At 65.5% G+C, this 23,017-nt stretch carries 20 protein-coding genes; 11 read left to right on the top strand and 9 right to left on the bottom strand.

Translation table 11 applies throughout. From position 1 onward, the window contains the following. Position 1 precedes the first annotated feature (1 nt). The 3 genes from pheA (at position 2) to ADJ79_RS04555 (ending at position 3,086) form a co-directional block, all read left to right on the top strand. The gene (gene pheA / locus ADJ79_RS04565; protein WP_050714980.1) at positions 2-1,150 is read left to right on the top strand and encodes a prephenate dehydratase; all 1,149 of its coding nucleotides are present in this window, start codon (positions 2-4) and stop codon (positions 1,148-1,150) included. Beyond that, positions 1,143-2,018, top strand: a complete 876-nt coding sequence (locus ADJ79_RS04560) for a prephenate dehydrogenase/arogenate dehydrogenase family protein (protein WP_050714979.1) — start codon at positions 1,143-1,145, stop codon at positions 2,016-2,018. The genes pheA and ADJ79_RS04560 overlap by 8 nt, the downstream gene beginning before the upstream one ends. 213 nt (positions 2,019-2,231) lie before the next feature. Continuing rightward, positions 2,232-3,086: a 3-hydroxybutyryl-CoA dehydrogenase gene (locus tag ADJ79_RS04555; RefSeq protein ID WP_050714978.1), complete on the top strand. Its 855-nt coding sequence runs from the start codon at positions 2,232-2,234 to the stop codon at positions 3,084-3,086. 322 nt (positions 3,087-3,408) lie between these two features. Here the strand turns inward: ADJ79_RS04555 and ADJ79_RS04550 are convergent, their stop codons facing one another. Continuing rightward, a complete protein-coding gene (locus ADJ79_RS04550) occupies positions 3,409-3,861 on the bottom strand; it encodes a low molecular weight protein-tyrosine-phosphatase (protein WP_050716408.1) in 453 nt (150 codons plus the stop codon). Positions 3,862-4,477: 616 nt separating this feature from the next. On the opposite strand from ADJ79_RS04550, the gene ADJ79_RS15395 reads away from it, so the two are divergent. After that, positions 4,478-5,710 (top strand): polymorphic toxin type 44 domain-containing protein, encoded by a 1,233-nt coding sequence (locus ADJ79_RS15395; protein WP_253273867.1) that lies wholly within the window; start codon positions 4,478-4,480, stop codon positions 5,708-5,710. A 30-nt stretch (positions 5,711-5,740) separates the two neighbouring features. Next, a complete protein-coding gene (locus ADJ79_RS04540) occupies positions 5,741-6,208 on the top strand; it encodes a hypothetical protein (protein WP_050714977.1) in 468 nt (155 codons plus the stop codon). Positions 6,209-6,345: 137 nt separating this feature from the next. Here ADJ79_RS04540 and ADJ79_RS04535 read toward each other — a convergent pair whose 3' ends face one another. From ADJ79_RS04535 to ADJ79_RS04520, 4 genes are all read right to left on the bottom strand, one after another. After that, positions 6,346-7,545 carry an exo-beta-N-acetylmuramidase NamZ domain-containing protein gene (locus tag ADJ79_RS04535; RefSeq protein ID WP_050714976.1) on the bottom strand — a complete coding sequence of 400 codons (1,200 nt, stop codon included), beginning with the start codon at positions 7,543-7,545 and terminating at the stop codon, positions 6,346-6,348. Between the two features lie 39 nt (positions 7,546-7,584). Continuing rightward, positions 7,585-8,199 (bottom strand): hypothetical protein, encoded by a 615-nt coding sequence (locus tag ADJ79_RS04530; RefSeq protein WP_050714975.1) that lies wholly within the window; start codon positions 8,197-8,199, stop codon positions 7,585-7,587. A gap of 81 nt (positions 8,200-8,280) precedes the next feature. Beyond that, positions 8,281-9,081 (bottom strand): prolipoprotein diacylglyceryl transferase, encoded by an 801-nt coding sequence (lgt, locus tag ADJ79_RS04525; RefSeq protein ID WP_050714974.1) that lies wholly within the window; start codon positions 9,079-9,081, stop codon positions 8,281-8,283. A gap of 93 nt (positions 9,082-9,174) precedes the next feature. Continuing rightward, on the bottom strand, positions 9,175-9,726 hold the full coding sequence (locus tag ADJ79_RS04520) for a flavodoxin family protein (RefSeq protein WP_050714973.1): 552 nt from the start codon (positions 9,724-9,726) through the stop codon (positions 9,175-9,177). Positions 9,727-9,759: 33 nt separating this feature from the next. Here ADJ79_RS04520 and ADJ79_RS14950 point away from each other — a divergent pair, with 33 nt between their 5' ends. The 5 genes from ADJ79_RS14950 to ADJ79_RS04500 all read left to right on the top strand — a co-directional run bounded on the left by ADJ79_RS14950 (position 9,760) and on the right by ADJ79_RS04500 (position 13,255). Beyond that, on the top strand, positions 9,760-9,972 hold the full coding sequence (locus ADJ79_RS14950; protein WP_172674024.1) for a hypothetical protein: 213 nt from the start codon (positions 9,760-9,762) through the stop codon (positions 9,970-9,972). 100 nt (positions 9,973-10,072) lie between these two features. Then, a complete protein-coding gene (locus ADJ79_RS04515; RefSeq protein WP_050716406.1) occupies positions 10,073-10,969 on the top strand; it encodes an amino acid ABC transporter substrate-binding protein in 897 nt (298 codons plus the stop codon). A gap of 94 nt (positions 10,970-11,063) precedes the next feature. Then, a complete protein-coding gene (locus ADJ79_RS04510) occupies positions 11,064-11,813 on the top strand; it encodes an amino acid ABC transporter permease (RefSeq protein WP_050714972.1) in 750 nt (249 codons plus the stop codon). 16 nt (positions 11,814-11,829) lie between these two features. Then, the gene (locus ADJ79_RS04505; RefSeq protein ID WP_050714971.1) at positions 11,830-12,495 is read left to right on the top strand and encodes an amino acid ABC transporter permease; all 666 of its coding nucleotides are present in this window, start codon (positions 11,830-11,832) and stop codon (positions 12,493-12,495) included. 22 nt (positions 12,496-12,517) lie between these two features. Continuing rightward, positions 12,518-13,255, top strand: a complete 738-nt coding sequence (locus ADJ79_RS04500; protein ID WP_050716405.1) for an amino acid ABC transporter ATP-binding protein — start codon at positions 12,518-12,520, stop codon at positions 13,253-13,255. A gap of 239 nt (positions 13,256-13,494) precedes the next feature. Here ADJ79_RS04500 and ADJ79_RS04495 read toward each other — a convergent pair whose 3' ends face one another. Both ADJ79_RS04495 and ADJ79_RS04490 read right to left on the bottom strand, forming a co-directional pair. Continuing rightward, on the bottom strand, positions 13,495-13,932 hold the full coding sequence (locus ADJ79_RS04495; RefSeq protein ID WP_050714970.1) for a hypothetical protein: 438 nt from the start codon (positions 13,930-13,932) through the stop codon (positions 13,495-13,497). 552 nt (positions 13,933-14,484) lie between these two features. Continuing rightward, positions 14,485-15,915 (bottom strand): TolC family outer membrane protein, encoded by a 1,431-nt coding sequence (locus tag ADJ79_RS04490; protein ID WP_050714969.1) that lies wholly within the window; start codon positions 15,913-15,915, stop codon positions 14,485-14,487. 298 nt (positions 15,916-16,213) lie between these two features. Between ADJ79_RS04490 and ADJ79_RS04485 the strand changes: the two genes are divergently transcribed. Further along, entirely contained in the window at positions 16,214-18,508 is a 2,295-nt protein-coding gene (locus tag ADJ79_RS04485; protein WP_082203358.1) for a protein-disulfide reductase DsbD, read from the top strand. A 136-nt stretch (positions 18,509-18,644) separates the two neighbouring features. Here the strand turns inward: ADJ79_RS04485 and uvrA are convergent, their stop codons facing one another. Together uvrA and prfA are read right to left on the bottom strand one after the other, a co-directional pair. Further along, a complete protein-coding gene (uvrA, locus tag ADJ79_RS04480) occupies positions 18,645-21,722 on the bottom strand; it encodes an excinuclease ABC subunit UvrA (protein WP_050714968.1) in 3,078 nt (1,025 codons plus the stop codon). Positions 21,723-21,921: 199 nt separating this feature from the next. Then, on the bottom strand, positions 21,922-23,010 hold the full coding sequence (gene prfA / locus ADJ79_RS04475; protein WP_050716403.1) for a peptide chain release factor 1: 1,089 nt from the start codon (positions 23,008-23,010) through the stop codon (positions 21,922-21,924). Positions 23,011-23,017 lie beyond the last annotated feature (7 nt).

Genomic DNA, 23,017 nt, shown 5'->3' with positions numbered 1-23,017 from the left:
CATGAGCGCAAGCTCTTCCTTGCCGCCACCCGCGCACTCCGCCTCTTTGGCGCAGCCTGTTCAGTCTGATGCCTTGGGGGTGTTGCGCGCGCAAATTGACGAGTTGGATGCCCAATTGCTTGCGCTGCTCAATCAGCGCGCGCGGGTGGCCGAACAGGTGGGAGAGCTCAAGCGCCAGGAAGGCACCCCCTTTTTCCGGCCCGACCGGGTAGCCCAAGTCATTCACAAAGTCCAGGCCAGCAACACGGGGCCGCTGCTCAACGACCATGTCGCCAGCATCTGGCGCGAGATCATGTCCGCCTGCCTTGCGCTGGAAGTGCCGCCGCGCGTGGCCGTGCTAGGCCCGCAGGGCACGTTTTGCGAACAGGCGGCCATTGAATACTTTGGCAGCGCCGTCAATCTGGTGTACTGCAACAGCTTTGATGAAGTCTTCCATGCCACGGCGGCTGGCACGGCGCAGTTCGGCGTGGTCGGCATGGAAAATTCCACCGAAGGCGTGGTGGCCCGTTCGTTCGATCTGTTCTTGCGCTCGCCAGTGCATGTGGTGGGCGAAGTCAGCCTGGCCGTGCGCCACAACCTGCTGCGCCAGCGCAACGACTTGGACGGCATCGAAGTCGTTCTGGCACACCCTCAGGCACTCATGCAATGCCAGGACTGGCTTGCGCAGCACCTGCCGCTGGCTGAGCGCCGCGCCGTCTCCAGCAATGCCGAAGGCGCGCGCCTGGCGGCGGAAAACCCGGCCTGGGCCGCATTGGCCAGCGAGCGCGCCGCCGCACAGTTCGGCCTGCACATCGTGGCCCATGCCGTGCAAGACCAGGCCAGCAACCGCACGCGCTTTGCCATCATCTGCCTGCCGCAGACCATGGGCATGCCCCGGCCTACAGGGCGCGACTGCACCAGCATCGTCGTCAGCGTGCCCAACCGTCCAGGGTCGGTTCATGACTTGCTCACGCCGCTGAAAAAGCATGGCGTGTCCATGACGCGCTTCGAATCCCGCCCCGCCAAATCCGGCCAGTGGGAATACTATTTTTATATCGACATCGCGGGCCACATTGAGCAACCGCACCTGGCCGCCGCGCTGGCCGAGCTTCAGGCCCTGTCGTCCTTTTACAAAGTGCTGGGGGCCTATCCCCTGGGGCAAGATGTTTGAACAACTGGGATTAATCGGCTGCGGCCTGATGGGCGGCTCCTTTGCCTTGGCGATGAAAAGGGCGGGGCTGGTCAAGCGCATCGTGGGCTACAGCAAATCGCCGTCCACCACCGAAAAAGCGCGCGAAATGGGCGTGATCGACGTGGAAGCGCCTTCCGCCCTGCTGGCTGTGTCGGGGGCCGATCTGGTCATGCTGGCCGTGCCTGTTTCGGCGACCGAGTCCACGCTCAAGGCCATCCGCCATCTCGTCAATCCGTCCATGCTGCTGATGGACATGGGGTCCACCAAGCGCGACGTGATTGATGCCGTGCGCCGTGTGCTCAAGCACGACGTCGGCTCCTTCGTGCCCTGCCACCCCATTGCCGGGCGCGAAGTCTCCGGCGTGGAAAACGCCGACCCCATGCTCTTTACGGGCAAGCAAATCATCATCACGCCCATGGAGCGCACGCAGACGGCCAAGCTCGAAAAAGCCACTGAAATGTGGCAGGCGCTGGGTTGCAGCGTGTCGCAGATGTCGGCTGAAGCGCACGATGCCGCCTTTGCCGCCGTCAGCCACCTGCCGCACATGCTGGCCTTTGCCATGATGAACGGCATTGCCAGCCAGCAGGAGCAGGCCGCCGTCTTCCTGTCGCTGGCCGGCCCGGGCTTTCGTGATTTCAGCCGCATTGCCGCCAGCGATCCGCAAGTCTGGCGCGACGTGCTCATCGCCAACCGCGAAGAACTCATCGCCCAGCTCCACCACTTCCAGCATGCCTTGGCCAAGCTGGAGCATGCCGTCACCAACAGCCAGGCGGACGATCTGGAGCGCCTGATCAACCAGGCCAGCCACATGCGCGCCAGCTGGCGCATGAACAGTTTGGCGAAATAGCCGACCGGATCAAGGCGGCGGCCGCCGCCCTTCGCTACCATGCCTTGCAAGCTTTTGTTCACCGCCTGCCCGTCAGCGAAAGAGCAAGGCTGCGCCATGCATTCACAGCGTCTGAGGTTCGCCTTGAAACATTCGCGCGCGGGGCTGAACAAGGTTCCCTGAAACAGACCATCAGGCCTGCTTCCTTTTTCATCAAAAAACGGAGAAATCAAAATGAGCATTCAAACAGTTGGCGTCGTTGGCGCAGGCACCATGGGCAGCGGCATCGCCCAGGCATGCGCTGTCAAGGGCATCCGCGTCATCCTCATCGACATCTCGCAGGCTGCCGTGGACAAAGGGCTGGCCGGCATCAGCAAAAGCCTGGACCGTCTGCTGGCCAAGGAAAAAATCACCGCCGCCCAGAAAGACGCCGCCCTGGCCTGCATCCAGACCGGCACCGACTACGCCGCGCTCAAGCCCGCCCAGCTCGTGATCGAAGCCGCCACGGAAAACCACGAAATCAAAAACAAAATCCTGGCCCAGCTGGATGCCCTGCTCGCGCCCGAAACCCTGCTGGCAACCAACACCTCTTCCATTTCCATCACCCAGCTGGCAGCCGCCACCAGCCGCCCCGACCGCTTTGTCGGCATGCACTTTTTCAACCCGGTGCCCATGATGGCGCTGGTCGAAATCATTCGCGGCCTGCAAACCAGCGACGCCACCCACGCCGCCGTCACCGAGCTGGCCACGGCGCTGGGCAAAACGCCCATCACCGTCCGCAACTCGTCCGGCTTCGTCGTCAATCGCATCCTGCTGCCCATGATCAACGAAGCCTTCTTTGTCCTCTCCGAGGGCGTCGCTTCGGCGGAAGACATCGATGCGGGCATGAAGCTGGGCTGCAACCACCCCATTGGCCCCCTGGCCCTGGCCGACATGATCGGGCTGGATGTGTGTCTGGCCATCATGGAAGTTCTCCATCAGCAGTTTGGCGACGGCAAATACCGCCCCAGCCCCCTGCTGCGCGAATACGTGGCCGCTGGCCGCCTGGGCCGCAAAACGGGGCAGGGCGTTTACAGCTACGCCAAGTAAGGCAGGCCGCGCCCACTTGCTTCTTCCTGCCGCCGCCGCGCCCTGCCGGCAGGCGCAAGCGGCGGCCTCTGGCGGCCAGACTGGATCTTCTGCCAGAGAGCCAGGGCCGCCCGGCATGAGCAAGGGCGGGGGCAGTTGCCGCATGGTGGAAATTTGCTCATTTATCCATAGCAGGATGTCCTAGTGGATATTGCGCAAGGCGGCATTTTCTGCCCTCAAATTTGCTCCTCTTTTTGTGCATCCTGACAGGTGAGGGGCGCCGGGCTGGCTGCCTCCATCAGCCGCCCCGCAGGCAGGCGGCGCGGGCGGGCCGTGAATTCAGTCAGGGGCAAATGCTGCGAAGCACGCCCGCGCAGGCGTCTTCGGCCAGATCGAGCACCTTTTCAAAGCCGGCAGCGCCGCCGTAGTAGGGGTCGGGCACTTCCTGCGCCGATCTGTGGCGCGTGCAAAAGTCCGTCAAGCGCCGCAGCTTGTGGCGCAGCGCGGGCGGGCACAGGGCGCGGGCGGCGCGCTCATTGGCGGCATCCATCACCAAAATGAGATCGAAGTTTTCAAAATCCTGCGCCGTCAGCTGGCGAGCGCGCTGCTGGCTGAGGTCATAGCCGCGCCAGAGGGCATGGCGTTGCGAGCGCGCATCCGGCGGCTCACCCGTGTGGTAGCCATGCGTGCCAGCCGAATCAACCTGAACGCGCGCGCCCTGCCCAGCCTCATCGGCCATTTTCCGCAGCACGCCATGCGCCGTAGGGCTGCGGCAGATGTTGCCCGTGCAGACCATGAGCACGCGGCAGGGGCAGGAGGGAGAAGCAGGCGAGGCGTTGGGGAAAAGATCGTCTTGCATGGCGCTTGGGGAGAAAGTTCTGCGGGCGGCCCACGTAGCGAAAGCGGCAGGCTCCGTTTGAGCGGGCACCGCATTCTGCTGCGCTGGCGCTGGCAAGCGCCGCCATCGGGCTGGCCCCGCCCGTCAGATAGTTTTAAAAAGAGGAGCGAATCAAAGGGGGCAAAACACTGGTTCGCGCAATCTCTACTAAGACCTCATGCTATGAATAAAAGAGCTAAATTGGCGCAGTGCTTTCAGCGCCGCCAACGCCAGCTGGCGCTTGCTTCGCTCGTGCCCGGGCCGCGAACGGGTTCCCGCAGAGGCGGCTTGAAATCCTGTGCTTTGAAAGAAGAACGCCTTGATTGCAACCAAGTGCTTGAAACCGGATGCAGGCAGGCTGTAAGCTATTGTTAGGGCATGGCTCGCGCCGGTTGCAGACGCTTGCCGTCGGGCGGGCATCTCCCTAGGGGTAAACCCTGCCTGCGCTGGCGGCCCGGGCAAACGCCCGGGCTTGTGTTGCCAGCGGCAGAGCGCTCCAATCGCGGCGTGTTCAACCGATGACAGGAGATCTCACATGAGCGTGGATGCCGCACTGAACCGCGTCAGAAACAATCTGAACGAAAACTGGCTGGACTGGGACGTTACGCAGTCCGAACTCAAGGACAACACGCAGGCGCTCAAGGAGTTGTCGCCTTCTGAGCGCAACGAGGCCATTGGCAAGCTCTCTGATGACGAACTCAAGCACTGGGCCGCTGAAACCAAGGGGCTGAACAGCCCGCTGAACGCCGATGACCGGCGCGACCTGCTCAACGTTTTCGCCAAAGACCTGGATGCCTCGCAGCTTGCCCGCGTGTCCAAGGCTTTCGGCGCAACGGACGTGGCCGCTTCCGTCGCCAGCCACACGCCCGCCGACCGCAAGGCCGAGTACATCCAGGCTCTGCAAGGCGATGCCGACGGCGCGGCAAAAATCGAAGCGGGCTTTGGCGTCTCCACCGCCACGGCGGGCAATGACAATGCCCGCGCCATCGCGCAGGTGCTGGGCAGCCTGAAAGACTCGCCCGCCCAGTTCGCCAGCGCCGCGCAGGGCCTGGAGCAGGCGGGCAAGCTTGATGACGTGATGAAGGCCGCTTCAGGCGAGCGGCTCACCACCGTCACATCGGGGCAACCCGGCGGCGCAACGACGACGATTTCCTTTGACGACAAGCAGTTGCAGGACATTCTCGCGGGCGCGGCCGCCTTGCCGCCTTCAGACCTTGCCACCCGCACGAGCCTGTTCAAGGCGGGCGCCCAGCCGCTGGCCCGCATGCAGCAATCCGCCGCGCGGGGCCTGGCCAATGACCCCAATGGCGAAGCCGCGCAGCGCACGGGCACGGCGCTGGGCAAAGTCCTCACGCGCGAGCAGGCCGAGGCCGCCGGCATCGTGGACAAGCAGACCATGCCGCCCGGCGTTTCAATGGACCAGAACATCAAGGAGTCCCATGCCCACTCCGTTCTGGATACGACGGGCTGGTTCAAATCCCAGGTGCAGAACAAGGGGCCGTGGGACTACAAGCAGCAGGGCGCGCAGTACCAGGACTTCGGCAACTTCAACTTTGGCCTGACCGCCGCCGCTACGGGCATCCCGGAGCAGGTGGCTCTGCGTGGCGCGGGCGATGCCCAGACAAAGGCAGGCACATCGCAGGACGGATGGGGCGGCCCTTGGGATTTGAATGGCGGCCCCTACGGCGACGATCCTGCCGACCAGGCGCAAATCAAAAAAGGCTACGAGTACTACAACTCCGGCCTGTGGCGCGTCTGGAGCGATTGAGTGGCCTGCCGCGTTGCCTGTGCAAGCCGCATGAGCCGTGTTCTCCGCGCAAGCGCCGCCTGTGCCGCCGCCTGGCTGGCCCTGAGCGGCTGCAATCCCGCACCGGCGGCCGCCTCGCGCGATGAAGTCGCGCGCCTGCCCGCCCCCGGCGGCGCGCGGCTGGACGCCGTGCTGGTGGAAATCAACACGGGCGCGACAGACGCCTTTCAGTACGAAGTGTTCGTGCTGCCCCAAGGCGCTGCCGCGCAGGGCCGGCCCGCCGCCCGCCTGATGGGCGCCACCCGCAACGAACAGGCCTGGGGTGCCAACCTCCGCTGGCAAGGCGCAGACCGCCTGCGCGTTGAATACTGGCAGGCCCGCGCACAGGAAGGCGCGGACAGCCCCGTGACCGTGGGCGGGCAAACCGTTCAGGTGGAGCTGGCCCCGGGCATCCTCGACCCTGCCGCCCCCGCTGGCGGCATGGAATACAACCTGCGCCAGGCAGGCGCACAGCGCTGAAAGCCGCGCCGTGGAGCGTTCGCTGCAGGGCGCTATTTCGCTCCTCTATCCATAGCAAGACGTCCTGGTGGAATCTGCGCGAAGCGGCATTTTGACCCCGCCAGATTTGCTCCTGTTTCTGGGGCGTCTGCCAGCCTTCAATACAACAGATACGCCGCGCGCTCCTGCTGCCAGGCGGCTTCGTCGGCGCGGGCCAGCGCGTCCAGATCGGCGCAGGGCGCTTGCGCGTCGTCCACCCATTCGCGCAGCAGGCTGCTGCCGTTGATGAGGTCAATGGCCAGGCGGCCGTGCTCGTATTCGTAGGCGAAGTCGCGCCACAGCGGCGCATCGGGCCATTGGCGGCGCAGGGCTTTCAGGGCCAAGGCCACCAGCCGCCAGGGGCGAAAGGCCGCGTGGCGGTAGCTGGCCGGGTCTTCGGTGTGAATTTGCAGGCCCGCGCACAGCTGCCCCTGGTGCTTGTGAAAAGTCGGCTCGAACCAGCACGGGCGCAGCAGGCAGCCGGCCAGCCAGTCCGGGGCCATTTCGCGCATGTCGGCCAGCAGGCGGGCGGCGCCCAGGCCAGGCGCGCCCAGCAGCTCCAGCGGGCGGGTGGTGCCCCGGCCTTCAGACAGCGTGCAGCCTTCGAGCATGACGGTGCCCGCGTAGGCGCGCGCCATGTTCAGGCTGGCGGCGTTGGGGCTGGGATTGACCCACGGCCCTTCGGGCCAGCCAAAGCCGGGGGCCGCTTCGGGCTGCCAGCCCTGCATTTCAATCACGCGGTAGTCCACGCGCAGGCCCAGCCAGTCCACAAACCAGCGCCCCAGCTCGCCCAGCGTGAGGCCGTGGCGCATGGGCAGCGGCCCCGCGCCCACAAAGCTCTCCCAGCCCGGGCGCAGGCGCAAGCCTTCCACGGGGCGGCCGGCGGGGTTGGGCCGGTCCAGCACCCACACGGCCTTGCCGTGGCGCGCAGCCGCTTCCAGCACGTAGCGCAGGGTGGTGATGAAGGTGTAGATGCGGCAGCCCAGGTCTTGCAAATCCACCAGCAGCACGTCAAAGCTTTGCATCATTTCGTCGGTGGGGCGGCGCACCGGGCCGTAGAGGCTGAAGACGGGAATGCCCAGGCGCGGATCGACGTAGTCGTCCGACTCCACCATGTTGTCCTGCTTGTCGCCGCGCAGGCCGTGCTGCGGGCCGAAGGCGGCGCTCAGCCGCACGTCAGGCAGCGCCGCCAGCGCGTCCAGCGCATGCGCCAGACCGCGCGTGACCGAGGCCGGATGCGCCAGCAGCGCCACGCGCGCGCCGTGCAGCGGGCGGCGCAGTCCGGGAGATTCAATGAAGCGTTCAAGGCCGGTTTTCATGGCGCAAGGCAAGGCAGAAAGCACAAAGAGGCAACCATCTCATGACGGCGGCAGGCGCAGCAAGCGGCCTGCAAAGTGGTGAAAGTCGGGGCGCGGCATGGGGTGGCGCAGCGCCCAGTAGCTCAGGGCGCCAGCAGCTTGCAGCACGGCGCACAGGCCCACGCGCCAGACGGCAGCGGCGGGCAGCGGCAGATCAGGCCAGAACGCTTCCAGCGCCAGGCAGGCCGCATCGCCTTGCCGCGAGCAGGCAAAGCGCGCGGGGCGCGCGCGCGCTTCCCATGCCTGCCAGGCGCTGGCCGTGTGGCGCACGCGTTCGGCGCAAAAGGCGTAGGCGGCCCAGCAGCCATCGGGCGAGAGGTTGAACTCGCAGTATTCGCCGCCGCCTTCGCCGCCCTCGCCTTCAGCCGCGCCCTCGTTGCCCGGTTGTTCGGCGGCCACGAAGGCTTCCAGACAGGTGCGCCGCCACAGGCCATCAGCGCGTGCGGCCAGATGGCGGGCAGGCGGCGGGCAGTCCAGCCAGCCGGCGGGCGCGCGCACTTCATGGCGCAGCCCCAGCCCGCCCGCTTCGCGCCAGGCGCAGGCCGCCACGCGCACGCCCGGCGGCACAGGACTGGCCGGGTGGCAAATGAGCGAAGCGCAGGAAGGCGAAGGCATTTCAAAAGCCAGGTTCAGGCATCAAACCGGCCGCAGGTCCTGGTGCAGACTGGATTGGCAGCTATGGTTCCGATAGCGGCTTCAGCGGCGACTGGCCCAGGCCCACATTCCCAGGCCAATGGCGATCATGGGCACGCACAGCCACTGGCCCATCGACAGACCCAGCCCCAGCAGGCCCAGATGGGCGTCCGGCTCGCGGAAAAACTCCACGGCAAAGCGCATCACGCCGTAGCCCACGAGAAAAGCGCCGCTGACCTGCCCCGTCTTGCGCGGCTGGCGCGCGTAGAGCCACAGCAGCACGAACAGCAGCACGCCTTCCAGCAGCGCCTGATAAATCTGCGAAGGATGGCGGGGTAGATCGCCCGCGCCGCGAAAAACCATGCCCCAGGGCAAATCGGGGCTGGCCACGCGGCCCCAGAGTTCGCCATTGATGAAGTTGCCCATGCGCCCGGCCGCCAGGCCCAGCGGCACGCAAGGGGCCACCAAGTCAGTCACTTGCAGCCACGGGCGCTGCTTTTTCCAGGCCCACAGCATCATGGCAAGAATCACGCCCAGCATGCCGCCGTGAAAGCTCATGCCGCCTTGCCAGATGGCAAAGATTTCCAGCGGGTGGCTGGCATACCAGACAGGCTTGTAAAACAGCACGTAGCCCAGCCGCCCGCCGAGGATGACGCCCAGCACGCCCCAAAACAGCAGGTCTTCCACATCGCGCATCGTCCACGGCGCGGGCTGGGTGACGCTGGCGAAAGGCTGGTGCTTCAGCCGCAGCCTGGCCAGCCCATAAAAAAGGGCGAAAGCGGCCAGGTAAGTCAGGCCGTACCAGTGCACGGAAAGCGGCCCCAGATGCAGGGCCACGGGATCAATCTGGGGATGCTGGAGCATGAGAAGCGCGAAATGGGCGGCAAGGAAAGCGGGGCGAAAGGCAAAAGAAAAGCCAGCGCCCGCCCTGCAGGCACTGGCTCCGCAAAACGGCGCTTACTTGAGGCGCGCGAGCGTCTTGGCAACGCGCTCGCCGTAGGTGCGGGCGGTGTCCAGATCGCCTTGCAGCATCTCTTGCGCGCTGACGTCAGCCGGCGTGGCGGCCAGTGCGCCCACGGAGCCGCCCAGGGCGTTCAGATCGGCGCGGGAAGCGTCTTTCTTGTTGGAAGGCAGCAGTCCCAGGCTCACCCACAGGCCACCGTGCTGCGAGGCCAGCGTTTGCAGGTATTGCACCGTCACCTGCTTGTCGCCGTTGAGGCTGGCGCTGTTGGTGAAGCCGCCAAACACCTTGTCTTGCCAGGCGCGGGCGGCCCAGGCCTTGCTCGAAGCATCGGCAAACTTCTTGAACTGCCAGCTGGGGCCGCCCATGTAAGTGGGCGTGCCAAAAATGATGGCGCCAGCGGCATTGAGCCGCTCCCACGCGCCTTCGGGCAGGTTGCCCTCGGCATCAATGGCGATCAGCTCGGCGCCCGCACCATCGGCCACGGCCTGCGCCATGCGCTGCGTGTGGCCATAGCCGGAGTGATAGACAACGATGATTTTGGACATGCAAAGCCTCCTTTGGCTTGGGGGTTGAAAGCCTTGCAGCATACCTTGCTGCGGCAAAACACTGCGCCCGGGCGGGTTGAGCGGGAAAGCCGCCACAATTCAACGCCAGCCTGCCATTACGGCCTGCCAGAAATGCACAGAAACACGCTGGCGCAGGCGCGGACAAAGCGGCCCGCGCCAGGAAAAATCAAGGGAAAACCCTTCAGGGAAAATACCGGCATTATTGGAAAACCGCCGCAAGGGTAATCCCGGTCGCAGCGCGCTCCAATTTCATATAGCATCTCTTTCACGTGCTGGCCAGCTGGCCAGCATGTTTTCATGCCGATTTCAAGCGAAGGATTGAATGATGAAAAAGAAACTGTTGGCCCTGGCGGCTTTTTCCATGCTGGCGGGCGCGGCCCTGGCGCAGAATGCTGACACGCTGGAAAAAATCAAATCCAGCGGCACGGTAAATCTGGGCGTGCGCGATTCTTCCGGGCTGGGCTACACGCTGGGCAACGGCAAATACGTGGGCTTTCACACTGAAATGGCCGAACGCATCGTGGATGATCTGGCAAAACAGGTGGGCAAGCCGCTGAAAATCAATTACCAGGTCATCACTTCGCAAAACCGCATTCCACTGATGCAAAACGGCACGATTGATTTTGAATGCGGCTCCACCACGAATAGCAAGGCGCGGCAAAAAGACGTGGATTTTGCCGTGACGACCTACGTGGAAGAAGTGCGCATTGCCGTCAAGGCCGATTCCGGCATCCAGAGCGTGGCCGACCTCAATGGCAAGACCGTGGCCGTGACCACGGGCACCACCAGCGTGCAGCATTTGCGCCGCCATGAGCGCGGCTCCAAGCTTGAATTCAAGGAAATCATGGGCAAGGACCACGCCGACAGTTTTCTGCTGCTGGAATCAGGCCGCGCCGATGCCTTCGTGATGGATGGCTCCATTTTGGCCAAGAATATCGCCACGTCCAAAAATCCGCAGGATTTCAAAATTGTCGGCGAAGTGCTGTCGGTAGAACCCATCGCCTGCATGCTGCGCAAGGGCGACGACAAATTCCGCGCAGCCATCGACGCCTCCATCAAGCGGCAAATTAACGACGGCTCGCTGCAAAAACTCTACGACAAATGGTTCATGCAGCCCATTCCGCCCACGAATGTTTCGCTGAACATGCCTGTTTCAGAAAGCACCAAACAAGCCTGGGCGCATCCCAATAGCAAGCCCATGGAAGATTACGCGAAGAAATAATCCCCCGCGCATTTTGGCGAGCGCCCGCCGCCCTCCATGGCGGCGGGCTTTTTCATGCGCGAAACCGGAAAGCAAGACAAAAGGTATCAGGGCCATGAATATGGAATGGTCGGTTTTCTGCCAGGACACGCTCACCAATGAGGCCGTGCCGGGCTGCTTTGGCAAAAATGGCGATGTCACGTATCTGGACTGGATGTTCAGCGCCTGGGGCTGGACGGTGTCCATCTCGCTGACGGCGCTGCTGCTGGCGCTGCTGGCGGGCGCAGCCGTCGGCATGGCGCGCACGCTGCCGCACAGCCCCTGGCTGGCGCGGCTGGCGCATGCGTGGGTGGAGGTTTTCCGCAATATTCCGCTGCTCGTGCAGATTTTTATCTGGTATTACGTATTTCCCGCACTGTTTCCGGCGCTCAAGGGCGCGCCTTCATTTGCGCTGGCGGTATTGGCGCTGGGGCTGTTTACTTCGGCGCGCATTGCGGAGCAGGTGCGGGCGGGCCTTCAGGCGCTGCCGCGCGGACAGCGCCTGGCGGGCATGGCGCTGGGGCTGACGACCGCCCAGTATTACCGCCTGGTTCTTCTGCCGCAGGCTGGCCGCATCATCATTCCGCCGCTGGCCAATGAATCAATGAACATTTTCAAGAATTCGGCAGTGGCTTTCGCGGTTTCCGTGCCGGAGCTGACGCAGTTCGCCATGCAGGCGGGCGAAGAAACCGCCCGGCCCGTGGAGGTTTATCTGGCGGTGACGGCGCTTTACGTCATTTCGGCGCTGGCGGTGAATGCGGTCATGGTTTTCATCGAGAAAAAGACGCGCGTGCCGGGGCTGATCGCCGCAGGCGCGGGCCGCTGAAAGGGAAAAAGCCATGATGAATCTGGATTTTTCCTTCGTGGACATGGCCTTGCTGCAAGGCTTCGTGTGGAAGGGCCTGCGCTTTAGCGTGATGCTGACGCTGGTGGCTACGCTGGGCGGCCTGGCGCTGGGCACACTGCTGGCGCTGATGCGCCTTTCGGGCCAGAAATGGCTGCAATGGCCCGCCGCCATCTATATCAGCGGCATGCGCAGCATTCCGCTGGTGATGGTGATTCTGTGGTTTTACCTGCTGGCGCCCTTCATTATTGGCAGGCCGATTGGCGCGGAATATTCGGCGGCGCTGACTTTCGTGGCGTTCGAGGCGGCCTATTTCAGTGAAATCATGCGCGCGGGCATTCAGTCCATTCCGCGCGGGCAGGTTTTCGCGGCCGAAGCGCTGGGCATGACTTATTTGCAGAACATGCGGCTGGTGATATTGCCGCAGGCCCTGCGCAACATGCTGCCGGTGCTGCTCACGCAGACCATTATTCTTTTTCAGGATACTTCGCTGGTTTACGCCATCGGAGCCTATGACCTGCTCAAGGGGCTGGATGTGGCGGGCAAAACCTATGGCCGCACGGTGGAGGCCTACCTGCTGGCGGCGGCGGTTTATTTCGTGATTTGCTTTTGCCTGTCATGGCTGGTCAGGCGCCTGCACGCGAAAATAACCATCATTCGATGAGGAATATGCAATGAGCGAACCCATGATCAAAATTGAAAACGTCTCCAAATGGTATGGGCCGGTGCAAGTGCTGCGCGACTGCTCGGTGAATATCGACAAAGGCGACGTGGCGGTGGTGTGCGGGCCGTCCGGATCAGGCAAGTCCACGCTGATCAAAACCGTCAATGGCCTGGAGCCGGTGCAAAAAGGCCGCATCACCGTGGATGGCACCGAAGTGACCAGCCCCATGACCAACCTGCCCCGGCTGCGCAGCCGTGTGGGCATGGTGTTTCAGCATTTCGAGCTGTTTCCGCATCTGGACGTGACGGAGAACCTGACCCTGGCGCAAGTGAAAGTGCTGGGCCGCAGCCAGGACGAAGCGCGCGCGCGCGGCCTGAAGATGCTGGACCGCGTGGGCCTGATGGCGCACAAGGACAAGTTCCCCGGCCAGCTCTCGGGCGGCCAGCAGCAGCGCGTGGCCATCGCGCGTGCCCTGAGCATGGACCCGGTGGTGATGCTGTTTGACGAACCAACCTCGGCGCTGGACCCCGAAATGGTGGGCGAAGTGCTGGACGTGATGGTGAAACTGGCCGCCGAGGGCATGACCATGATGGTGGTCACCCACGAAATGGGCTTTGCCCGCAAGGTGGCCAGCCGCGTCATCTTCATTGACGTGGGCGGGCGCATTCTGGAAGACTGCTCGAAGGACGAGTTCTTCGGCAACCCCGAAGGCCGCCAGCCGCGCACCAAAGAGTTTCTGGGCAAGATCCTGAACCACTGAGAGCGTGTTCTTCGCCGCCTGGCCGGAAGGCGTGGCCACGGCGGATCGCGGGCAGATCAGGGAGCAGGTTTATTTGCTCCTTGATCCATAGCATGATGTCCTAGTGGAAACTGCGCGGAGCGGCATTTTTTACCCTTTGAATTCGCTCCTCTTTCTGATGCAATCCAGCAGGCGGAGCAGCCTTGTGAATCCTTGCCCGGCCGCAAGACCCGGCTGCGCGCCGCGCTGCCTTTGGCGCTTTACTTTTCATCACCGTTTTTGGCGTGGGGCGCAAGGCGGGGCAGCCAGGCGGCCCATGACTCGGGCAGGCCTGCGCGCGATGAGTCAGACGCCGCCGCCATGATGCGGGTGATTTCTTCCTGCCACGCTTGCAGCGCCTGCTGAACTCCCTGGGTGAAGGCGGCCTGGTTTTGCAAGGCGATTTGCTGCGCTGTTTTGGCGTCGCTGGCGCGAAGCAGCCGCCAGAAGCTCTCCGTAGGCAGGGTGGCCAGCGTCTGCCAGCTGGCTGACTGCAACAGCCCTTCAATCTTGGCGGATGTTTCCGCCAGGCCCTCGGCGCTGGTTTGCTGCATGGATTGCAGCCAGTGATGGCCGCTTTCTTGCAGCAGCCGGGTCAGGCGCAATTGCAGCGCGGCATTGGCCTTGTACAGGTCCAGCGAAATGGTTTTGTCGGTCATGAACTGCTCTCCTTGAAAAAACCTGTGGGGCGAGATTTCGCCATGCGCGCGCTGCAATGGTTTTGCGAAAACGCCGCAGCGGCGCAAAGCCGCGCCAGCCCGGCGGCCGCAAGCAGGGGTGGCGTTACCCAATTTTTCATCATTGCATAGGCCGCCTGCGGGGCGTCTGCTTTTTCTGGAGGTTTTTGCGCCCGTTTTTCTGCTGATAGCCGGTTGGAGATGCGCCCGCCCTTTTAAAGGCAAGGGCGTTGAATTACCAAAAACAGGAGCAAATTTGATGGGTGTCAAAACGGCTCCAGCGCAATTTTCACTAGGACATCACGCTATGAATTCAGGAGCTGATTCAGGCTTTGCATGCGGGGCATGGAGGCAGAGCGTGAAAGCAAGGCGCGGGGGAGCGATGAAGCCCGCATGGCGCTTTCGCGGCGCTGGCCGCGCTGGCATGGGGCGGGCGGCCGCTGGGCGCTTTGCCGACGGTTTCATGATTCGCATCGGGGCCGTCCATGTTTCGCAGCGTCCTGCCATTGAAGGGCCTGCCGCTTTTGAAAGGGTTCAGGGCTGGCCAGGCGCGGCGGGTTCTTCTGGTTCTTCTTTTTGCTGCGGCTCCAGCAGGGCGTTGATGGGCAGCAGGTCTTCTTCTTGCAGCGTGCCGCTGGCTTGCCGCAGCCGCAGGGCGCCGGTGAGCACGGCGTAGCGGGCGCGGGCCAGGTCGCGCCGGGTTTGGTAGAGCTGGGTCTGGGCGTTGAGCACGTCCAGGCTGATGCGCACGCCCGCTTCCAGCCCCGTCTGGCTGGCTTGCAGCGCGGTGAGGCTGCTTTTTTCTGCCGCTTGCAGCGCCGCAACTTGCGCCAGGCCCGATTGCAGGCCGTAGAAGGCGCTGCGCACGGCCTGGGTGACGTTGCGGCGCGCGCCTTCCAGCTCGGCGCGGGCCTTGTCTTGCAGGGAAAGGGTTTCGCGCACGCGCTCTTGCACGGCAAAGCCGGCGAACAGGGGCACGTTCACGGCCACGCCCACGCTGGCGGCGCGGTGGCGGTAGGGGGCGTAGGGCATGGTGGAGACGCTGGGGTTGCCGTTGGGGTATTGCTGCCAGCCGTAGGCCGCTTGCAGGTCCACGGTGGGCAGGTGGCCGGTTTTGGCTTTGCGGGTTTCCAGCTCGGCCACTTCCAGCGCCAGGCGGGCCTGGGCGATGGCGGGGCTGCGCTCTTGCGCCAGTTGCGCCCAGGCGTCGGCGCTTTCATGGCTTTCGGCGCCGGTGAGCGGGGTTTTGAGCAGGCCCTCCGGCAGCTGCACGGGTTGCGCCAGCGGGCGCGGCGCGGGCGCGGGCAGGCCGGTGACTTGCTCCAGCGCCAGGCGGGCCACGCGCCATTCGTTTTCGGCGGCGATTTCCTGCGCGTGGGCCAGGTCGAACCGGGCTTGCGCCTCGCGGCTGTCGGTGATGGTGGCGTTGCCCACTTCAAAGTTCTGGCGCGCCGATTCCAGCTGCTGGCCCACGGCGGCCTTGAAGGCGCGCGCCAGCTCCAGGCTGTCGTGCGCGGCCAGCACGTCGAAATACGCCTGCGCCAGGCGCGTGATCAGCTCCTGGGCGGCAGCCTGCCATTGCATTTCGGCCAGCGCCATCTGGCGCTCGCCTTGCGTGGCGGTGATGCGGTTGGCCGGGCGGTACAGCGGCTGGCTGGCGTTGAGGTTGAGACTGCGCTGGGTGAGACTGCGGGCGTTGTCGATGGCGCCCAGGTGCACATCCAGATGCGAGCGCGTGATGTTGCCGCTCAGCCCCGCCTGCGGCAGCAGCCCCGCGCGCGCCTGCCCCGCCCGGGCGCGCGCCGCTTGCAGCTGCGCCTGGGCGGCCTGCAAGGCGGCGTCGTGCTGGCGCGCGGCATCGTGCAGGGCCATGAGTGATTGGGCAGCGGCAGGCTGGGCGACGAACGAGGCGGCAGGCAGCGCCAGGGCGGCGGCCATCAGGGCGTGGCGAAAGAGGGCGGGCATGGCAAAGGCCGGTATTTGGAAAACAGATGCGGGAATGCACGAATGCTATTCAACCCGCCCGCCCGCATGGCGCGGCGCGGCGAGGCGAGGCGAGGCGGCGGTTTCGCATCAGGCCGGCCCGCGCCGCCAGCCTGCCGCGTTCTTTACCTGGAGCAAAGCCACGGGCTGCTGCTTGCAAAATGGGCCTGGCGGATGGAACCTGCCCGCCGGTTTCCGCTCAGAACGCCGCTTTTTGTATTTGACTGTTTCTTTTTTCGCCATGTCTTTTGCTGCGCCGCTTTTGTCTCGCCTTCGTTTCATGCGCCATTGGCTGCCCGCCCTGCTGGCGGCGGCTTTTTCGGCGGCCGCGCCCGCGCAGGTGGCGGGGCTGAATGTGCTGGCCAGCGGCGCGCCTGGCGATGAGGTGGCCACGCCGCAGGTGCGCGCGCAGCTGCTGGCTTACGCGCCGCAGGGCGTGCCCGTGGGCGCGGAGGCGGCCGAAGCAGCGAACGCCGCCCGCCGCCCCGTGTGGCTGGGCTTGCGGCTGGAGCATCAGCCGCATTGGCATACCTACTGGAAGAACCCGGGCGATTCGGGCCTGCCCACCAAGCTGGAGTGGACGCTGCCGCCCGGCGTGCGCGCGGGCGAAATCCAGTGGCCGCTGCCGCAGCGCCTTCCGCTGGGGCCGCTGGTGAACTATGGCTACGAGGGCACGGTACTGCTGCCCGTGCCGCTGACCATCACGCCTGAATTCGAGCCAGGCCCGGCCGCCGAGGCGATGGAAGTGCGCCTGCACGCCTCCTGGCTGGTGTGCAAGCAAGAGTGCATTCCGCAAGAGGGCGATTTCGCCATTCGCCTGCCGCTGCGCGGCTCTTCGGCGCTCAATGGCGCGGCGTTCGAGCAGGCGCTGGGCCGCCTGCCGGCCGATTTGCCGTCTGGCGGGCAAACCGCCACGCTCAGCAGCGACGGCCAGCGCCTGCACATGCGCATCAGCGGCCTGCCCGCCAGCGTGCAGGGCCAGCCTTTGCAGTGGTTTCCTGAAACGGGCGACATCATCGCGGCGGCCGTGTCGCCCGCGCGCGAGGGCGCGGCTTTGACGCCCGCCACCTGGTCGCAAAAGTGGGAGGGCGATGTCTGGACGGCCAGCCTGCCCGTGGCCGACACCCGCCTTGAAAGCCCGGCGGCGCTGCCGCTGCTGCTGGCCGCCGCCGATGGGCAAAGCTGGCGCGCCCATGCCGAAGTGCAGGGCCAGTGGCCCGCCGTGCAGCCGCCGGGCGGCGTGTCGCCGCAAATGGCTGCCGCGCTGCAAGAAGGCGCTGCCGCGTCCGCTCCTGCGTCTGCTTCTTCGCCCGCCTCTTCGCCTGCTGGCGCAGCCGCCGTGCCGGCCCGCGTGTTTTTCTTTGCCCTGCTGGGCGCGCTGCTGGGAGGCATGGTGCTCAATCTCATGCCCTGCGTATTTCCGGTGCTGGCCATCAAGGTGATTGGCTTTGCCCGGCATGGCGACAACTTGCGCGCCCAGCGCGCCGGCGGGCTGGCTTACACGGCGGGCGTGGTGCTTTCTTTCGTGCTGCTGGGCGGACTGATGCTGGCGCTGCGCGCGGCCGGGGCGCAGCTGGGCTGGGGCTTTCAATTGCAGTCGCCGCTGGTCATCGCGCTGCTGGCGGCGCTGTTTGCCGTGCTGGGGCTGAACCTGGCGGGCGTTTTCGAGTTCGGCCAGTTTCTGCCCAGCCGCGTGGCCAGTTTGCAAGCCGAAAACCCCGTGATCGACAGCTTTCTCTCCGGCGTGCTGGCCGTGGCGGTGGCCTCGCCCTGCACGGCGCCTTTCATGGGCGCCTCGCTGGGGCTGGCCATTGGCCTGCCTGCGGCGCAAGCGCTGGCCATCTTCGCCGCGCTGGGGCTGGGCATGGCGCTGCCGTATCTGGCCGCCAGCTGGCTGCCCGCGCTGGCGCGCTGCCTGCCGCGCCCCGGCGCATGGATGGAGGTGTTCAAGAAATTCATGGCCTTTCCCATGTTCGCCACGGCCACGTGGCTGCTGTGGGTGCTGGGCCAGCAAAGCGGCATCAACGGCGCAGCCGCACTGCTGATGATTCTGGTGGCGCTGGCCATGCTGCTGTGGGCGCTGGGCCTGCAAGGGCGCGCCCGCATCGGCCTGGCCGCTTTTGCAGCGGCGGCCCTGATCGGCCTGCTGGCGGGCATTGGCCCCAACGTCACCCGCCTTGAGGAAAGCGCCGCTGCAACAACAGGCAACGCGGCCAGTGCGGGCAGCCGCTGGCAGCCCTGGTCTGACGCCGCCGTGCAGGCCGCGCTCAGCGAAGGCCACCCCGTTTTCATCGACTACACCGCCGCCTGGTGCGTGACGTGCCAATACAACAAGAAAACCACCCTCGCCAGCCAGCAGGTGCTCGATGCCTTTGACGCCGCCGGCGTGCGCACCTTCCGCGCCGACTGGACGCGGCGCGACCCCGTCATCAGCGCCCACCTGCAAAGCCTGGGCCGCAGCGGCGTGCCCACCTACGTGCTGCAAGCCAAGGGCCGCCAGCCCCAAATATTCAGCGAAGTCATTGGCGTCGATGAAATTCTGGCCGGCCTCAAGGCACTCGAAGCCGCGCCATGAAGCCGCTCAAAGCCCGGCCGCAGGCGCGCAGGAACGCAGGAGCGAAAACGCAGAAGCAGAGCAGGCCGCCAAAGCCGCAAATTAGCTCCCGAATCAATAGCGTGATGTCCTAGTGGAACGGGCGCAAAGCGGCATTTCAGCCTTCTGTATTTGCTTCTGTTTTTGCTTTGGCCTGGGCGGGCGCTCCAGCCGCCGCCAGCGTTCGCGCCAGATAGCGGCCCGTGTGGCTGGCGCAGCAGGCGGCCACGGCCTCGGGCCTGCCCTGAATGACCAGGCTGCCGCCGAGCGCGCCGCCTTCGGGGCCAAGGTCAATGAGCCAGTCGGCGGTCTTGATCACATCCAGGTTGTGCTCGATGACGACGACGGTGTTGCCCGCATCGCATAGCTGCTGGAGCACTTTGAGCAGCATCTCGATATCGGCAAAGTGCAGGCCGGTGGTGGGTTCGTCCAGCACATACAGGGTTTTGCCCGTGCCCCGGCGCGAAAGCTCCAGCGCGAGCTTGACGCGCTGCGCCTCGCCGCCCGATAGCGTGGTGGCGCTTTGGCCCAGGGTGATGTAGCCCAGGCCCACTTCCAGCAGAGTTTGCAGCTTGCGGGCGATGGCGGGCTGGTCCTTGAAAAAGGCGTGCGCCTCTTCCACGGTCATGTCCAGAATCTGCGCGATGTTGCGGCCCTTCCACTGCACTTGCAGGGTTTCGCGGTTGTATCGCTGGCCGTGGCAGATGTCGCAAGGCACATACACGTCGGGCAGAAAGTGCATTTCCACTTTCACCACGCCGTCGCCCTGGCAGGCTTCGCAGCGGCCGCCGCCGCTGGCTTGCGGCACGTTGAAGGAAAAGCGCCCGGGGCCGTAGCCGCGCTCGCGGGCGGTGGCCGTTTCGGCCATCAGCTCTCGGATGGGCGTCATCAGGCCGGTGTAGGTGGCCGGGTTGCTGCGCGGGGTGCGGCCAATGGGGCTTTGGTCCACGGCAATCACTTTGTCGAAGTACTCCAGCCCCTCGATGGCCTCGTGCGGGGCGGCTTCGGTCTGCGCGTGATTGAGCTGGTGCGCGGCCACGGCCAGCAGCGTTTCATTGACCAGGGTGCTTTTGCCCGAGCCTGAAACGCCGGTCACGCAAGTGAGCAGCCCAATGGGAATGCTGACGTTCACGCCTTTGAGGTTGTTGCCGCGCGCGCCGACGATGCGCAGCGCGCCCCGGTCGGCTTTTGCGGCTTTTGCAGTTTTCGCGGCCTGGCCGCCCGCCTGCGGGCTTGCTTCTTCGCCCGCCTCTTCGCGCAGGCAGGCCGGCAGGGCGCGCCGCCGGGGCACGGCGATGCGGCGCGCGCCGCTCAAGAACTGGCCGGTTACGGACTGCGGCTGCCGCGCCACTTCTTGCGCCGTGCCTTGCGCCATCACGCGGCCGCCGTGCACGCCCGCGCCCGGCCCCATGTCAATCACGCAATCGGCGGCGCGGATCATGTCTTCGTCGTGCTCGACCACCAGCACGCTGTTGCCCAGATCGCGCAAATGCTGGAGCGTGGCGATGAGGCGGTCGTTGTCGCGCTGGTGCAGCCCGATGGAAGGCTCATCGAGCACATACATCACGCCCGTGAGGCCACTGCCGATTTGCGAAGCCAGGCGAATGCGCTGCGCCTCGCCGCCAGAAAGCGTTTCGGCGCTGCGCTCCAGGCTCAAATAGCCCAAGCCCACGTCGTTGAGAAATTTCAGGCGGCTGCCGATTTCCCGCACCACCTTGTCCGCAATGTCCGCGCGCGCGCCTTGCAGGCGCAGCGCGGCAAACCACGCCTGCGCGCCGGCCAGCGTGGCGCGGCTGATTTCGTGAATGGCGCGGGCGTCCGCCCCCTCGCCCACCGTCACGCAGCGCGCCTCGGCGCGCAGGCGCGCGCCGCCGCATTCGGGGCACGTCTGGCGGCTGCGCAAGCGGGCCAGCTCCTCGCGCACCACGGCGGAGTCGGTCTCGCGCCAGCGGCGGGCCATGTTCGGAATCACGCCTTCAAACGGGTGCTTTTTGCGCGCCGTGCGCTGCGCCTGCTCCCCGGAAGCGAAGGTATAGCTGAAGTTGATGGCTTCTTCGCCCGAGCCGTGCAGCACCACCTGCTGCACGCGCGCAGGCAGCGCCTCAAACGGCGTGTCCACACTGAAGCCGTAATGCCGCGCCAGGCCCTCCAGCATGGCGAAGTAAAAGGCGTTGCGCCGGTCCCAGCCCTTGATGGCGCCGCCGGCCAGGCTCAGCGAAGGAAAGGCCACCACGCGCTGTGGGTCAAAAAAATCCGTGCAGCCCAGCCCGTCGCACGCCGGGCAGGCGCCCGTGGGCGAGTTGAAGGAAAACAGGCGCGGCTCCAGCTCCGCCAGCGCCCAGTTGCAGCGCGGGCAGGCAAAGCGGGTGTTGAACAGATGCTCGCGGCCGCCGTCCATCTCCAGCGCAATGGCGCGGCCATCGGCCAGGCGCAGCGCGGCCTCGAAACTCTCGGCCAGGCGCTGGCGCTGCTGGGCCAGCGCTTCGTCATCGCCCGCGCCGCGCACCTTGATGCGGTCGATCACCACGTCGATGTCGTGCTTTTCGGTCTTTTTCAGCGCGGGCACGTCCGCCGCCTCCAGCACCTGGCCGCCCACGCGAAAGCGCACGTAGCCCGCCGCCTGCATCTGCGCCAGCAAATCGGCGAACTCGCCTTTTTTGCCGCGCGCCACAGGCGCCAGCACCATCAGCTTCGTGCCTTCGGGCAGGGCCAGCACGGCATCCACCATCTGGCTGACGGTTTGCGCCTGCAAGGGCGTGCCGTGCTGCGGGCAGTGCGGCACACCCGCGCGGGCGTAGAGCAGGCGCAGGTAGTCGTGAATTTCCGTCACCGTGCCCACGGTGGAGCGCGGGTTGTGGCTGGTGGCCTTTTGCTCGATGGCAATGGCCGGCGCCAGGCCCTCGATCAAGTCCACATCCGGCTTGTCCATGCGCTGCAAAAACTGCCGCGCGTAGGCCGAAAGGCTTTCCACATAGCGCCGCTGCCCTTCGGCGTAGAGCGTGTCAAAGGCCAGGCTGGACTTGCCCGAGCCGCTCAGCCCCGTGATGACCACGAGCTGATCGCGCGGAATGTCCAGATCGATGTTTTTCAGGTTGTGCGTGCGCGCGCCGCGCACGTGCATGGCCCGCTGGCGCAAGGCGGCAGCCAGCGGCAGGCCGTCACCGGCGGGGGCAAAAGCAGGAGATTTCGGAGTCATCGGCGGCAAAAAAGCAACCGGCCATTATCCGGGGCGCGGGCCGCCGCACCCTTGGCGCAGCAGCAGGCGGCAAGCCGTGGCAAGCGGGCGCTTTCACATCAGAAACAGGAGCAGATTCAAGGGGCTTAAAAGCCGTGAAATCCTAGTGGAACCTGCGTAGCCCACTATTAAAGAAGGAGCAAATAAATACGCTGGCCGCTCACGGCATGAGCGCTGCCAGCTGCTCGGCCTCGCGGGCCGCTTGCAGGGCGTGCAGCACTTCGTCCAGGTCGCCTTCCATCACGGCGGTCAGTTTGTAGAGCGTGAGGTTGATGCGGTGGTCGCTCACGCGGCCTTGCGGAAAGTTGTAGGTGCGGATGCGGTCGCTGCGGTCGCCGCTGCCAATCAGGCCCTTGCGCGTGGCCGCTTCTTTGGCGGCGCGCTCGCTGCGCTCTTTTTCCTGCAGGCGCGCTTGCAGCACTTGCAGCGCGCGCGCCTTGTTGCTGTGCTGGCTGCGGCTGTCCTGGCATTCGGCCACCAGGCCCGTGGGCAGGTGCACCACGCGCACGGCGGAATCGGTTTTGTTGATGTGCTGGCCGCCCGCGCCGCTGGCGCGGAAGGTGTCGATGCGCAAATCGGCCGGGTTGAGCGTGACGGCGGCAGCCTCGTCCGGCTCGGGCATCACGGCCACGGTGGCGGCGCTGGTGTGGATGCGGCCTTGCGTTTCCGTCACGGGCACGCGCTGCACGCGGTGCCCGCCCGATTCGTAGCGCAGGCGGCCATACGCGCCTTCGCCCGCCACGCGCAGCACCACTTCCTTGTAGCCGCCCAGCTCGGCGGGCGATTCGCTCACCACTTCCACGCGCCAGCCCTGCGTTTCGGCGTAGCGGGTGTACATGCGGGCCAGATCGCCTGCGAACAGCGCCGATTCGTCGCCGCCCGTGCCCGCGCGGATTTCCACGAAGGCGTTGCGCTCGTCATCCGGGTCTTTGGGCAGCAGCAGGCGCTGCAACTCGCCCTCCAGCTGCGCCAGCTCGCTCTGGCAGGCGCTGATTTCTTCCTGCGCCATCTGCTGTATTTCCGCGTCTTGCGCGGCGTCTTGCAGCAGCGCCTGTGCGGCGGCCAGATCGGCTTCGCGCTGGCCGTAACGCTGCCAGCGCGAAACCACGGCGCCCACTTCGGTGTGCTCGCGCGACAGGCGCATGAACTGCGTCATGTCGGCCATGATGTCGGGCCGCGTGAGCAGAAAGTCGATTTCGGAGAGGCGCTCGGCGCGCCGCGCGAGCTGCTGGCGTATGGAGTCGTGCATGGGGCGC

This window comes from Ottowia sp. oral taxon 894 (genome assembly GCF_001262075.1).
Taxonomy (GTDB): Bacteria; Pseudomonadota; Gammaproteobacteria; order Burkholderiales; family Burkholderiaceae_C; genus Ottowia; species Ottowia massiliensis.
Note: the sequence above shows the minus strand (reverse complement) of the source record. Positions and strands in the feature narration are given on the sequence as shown.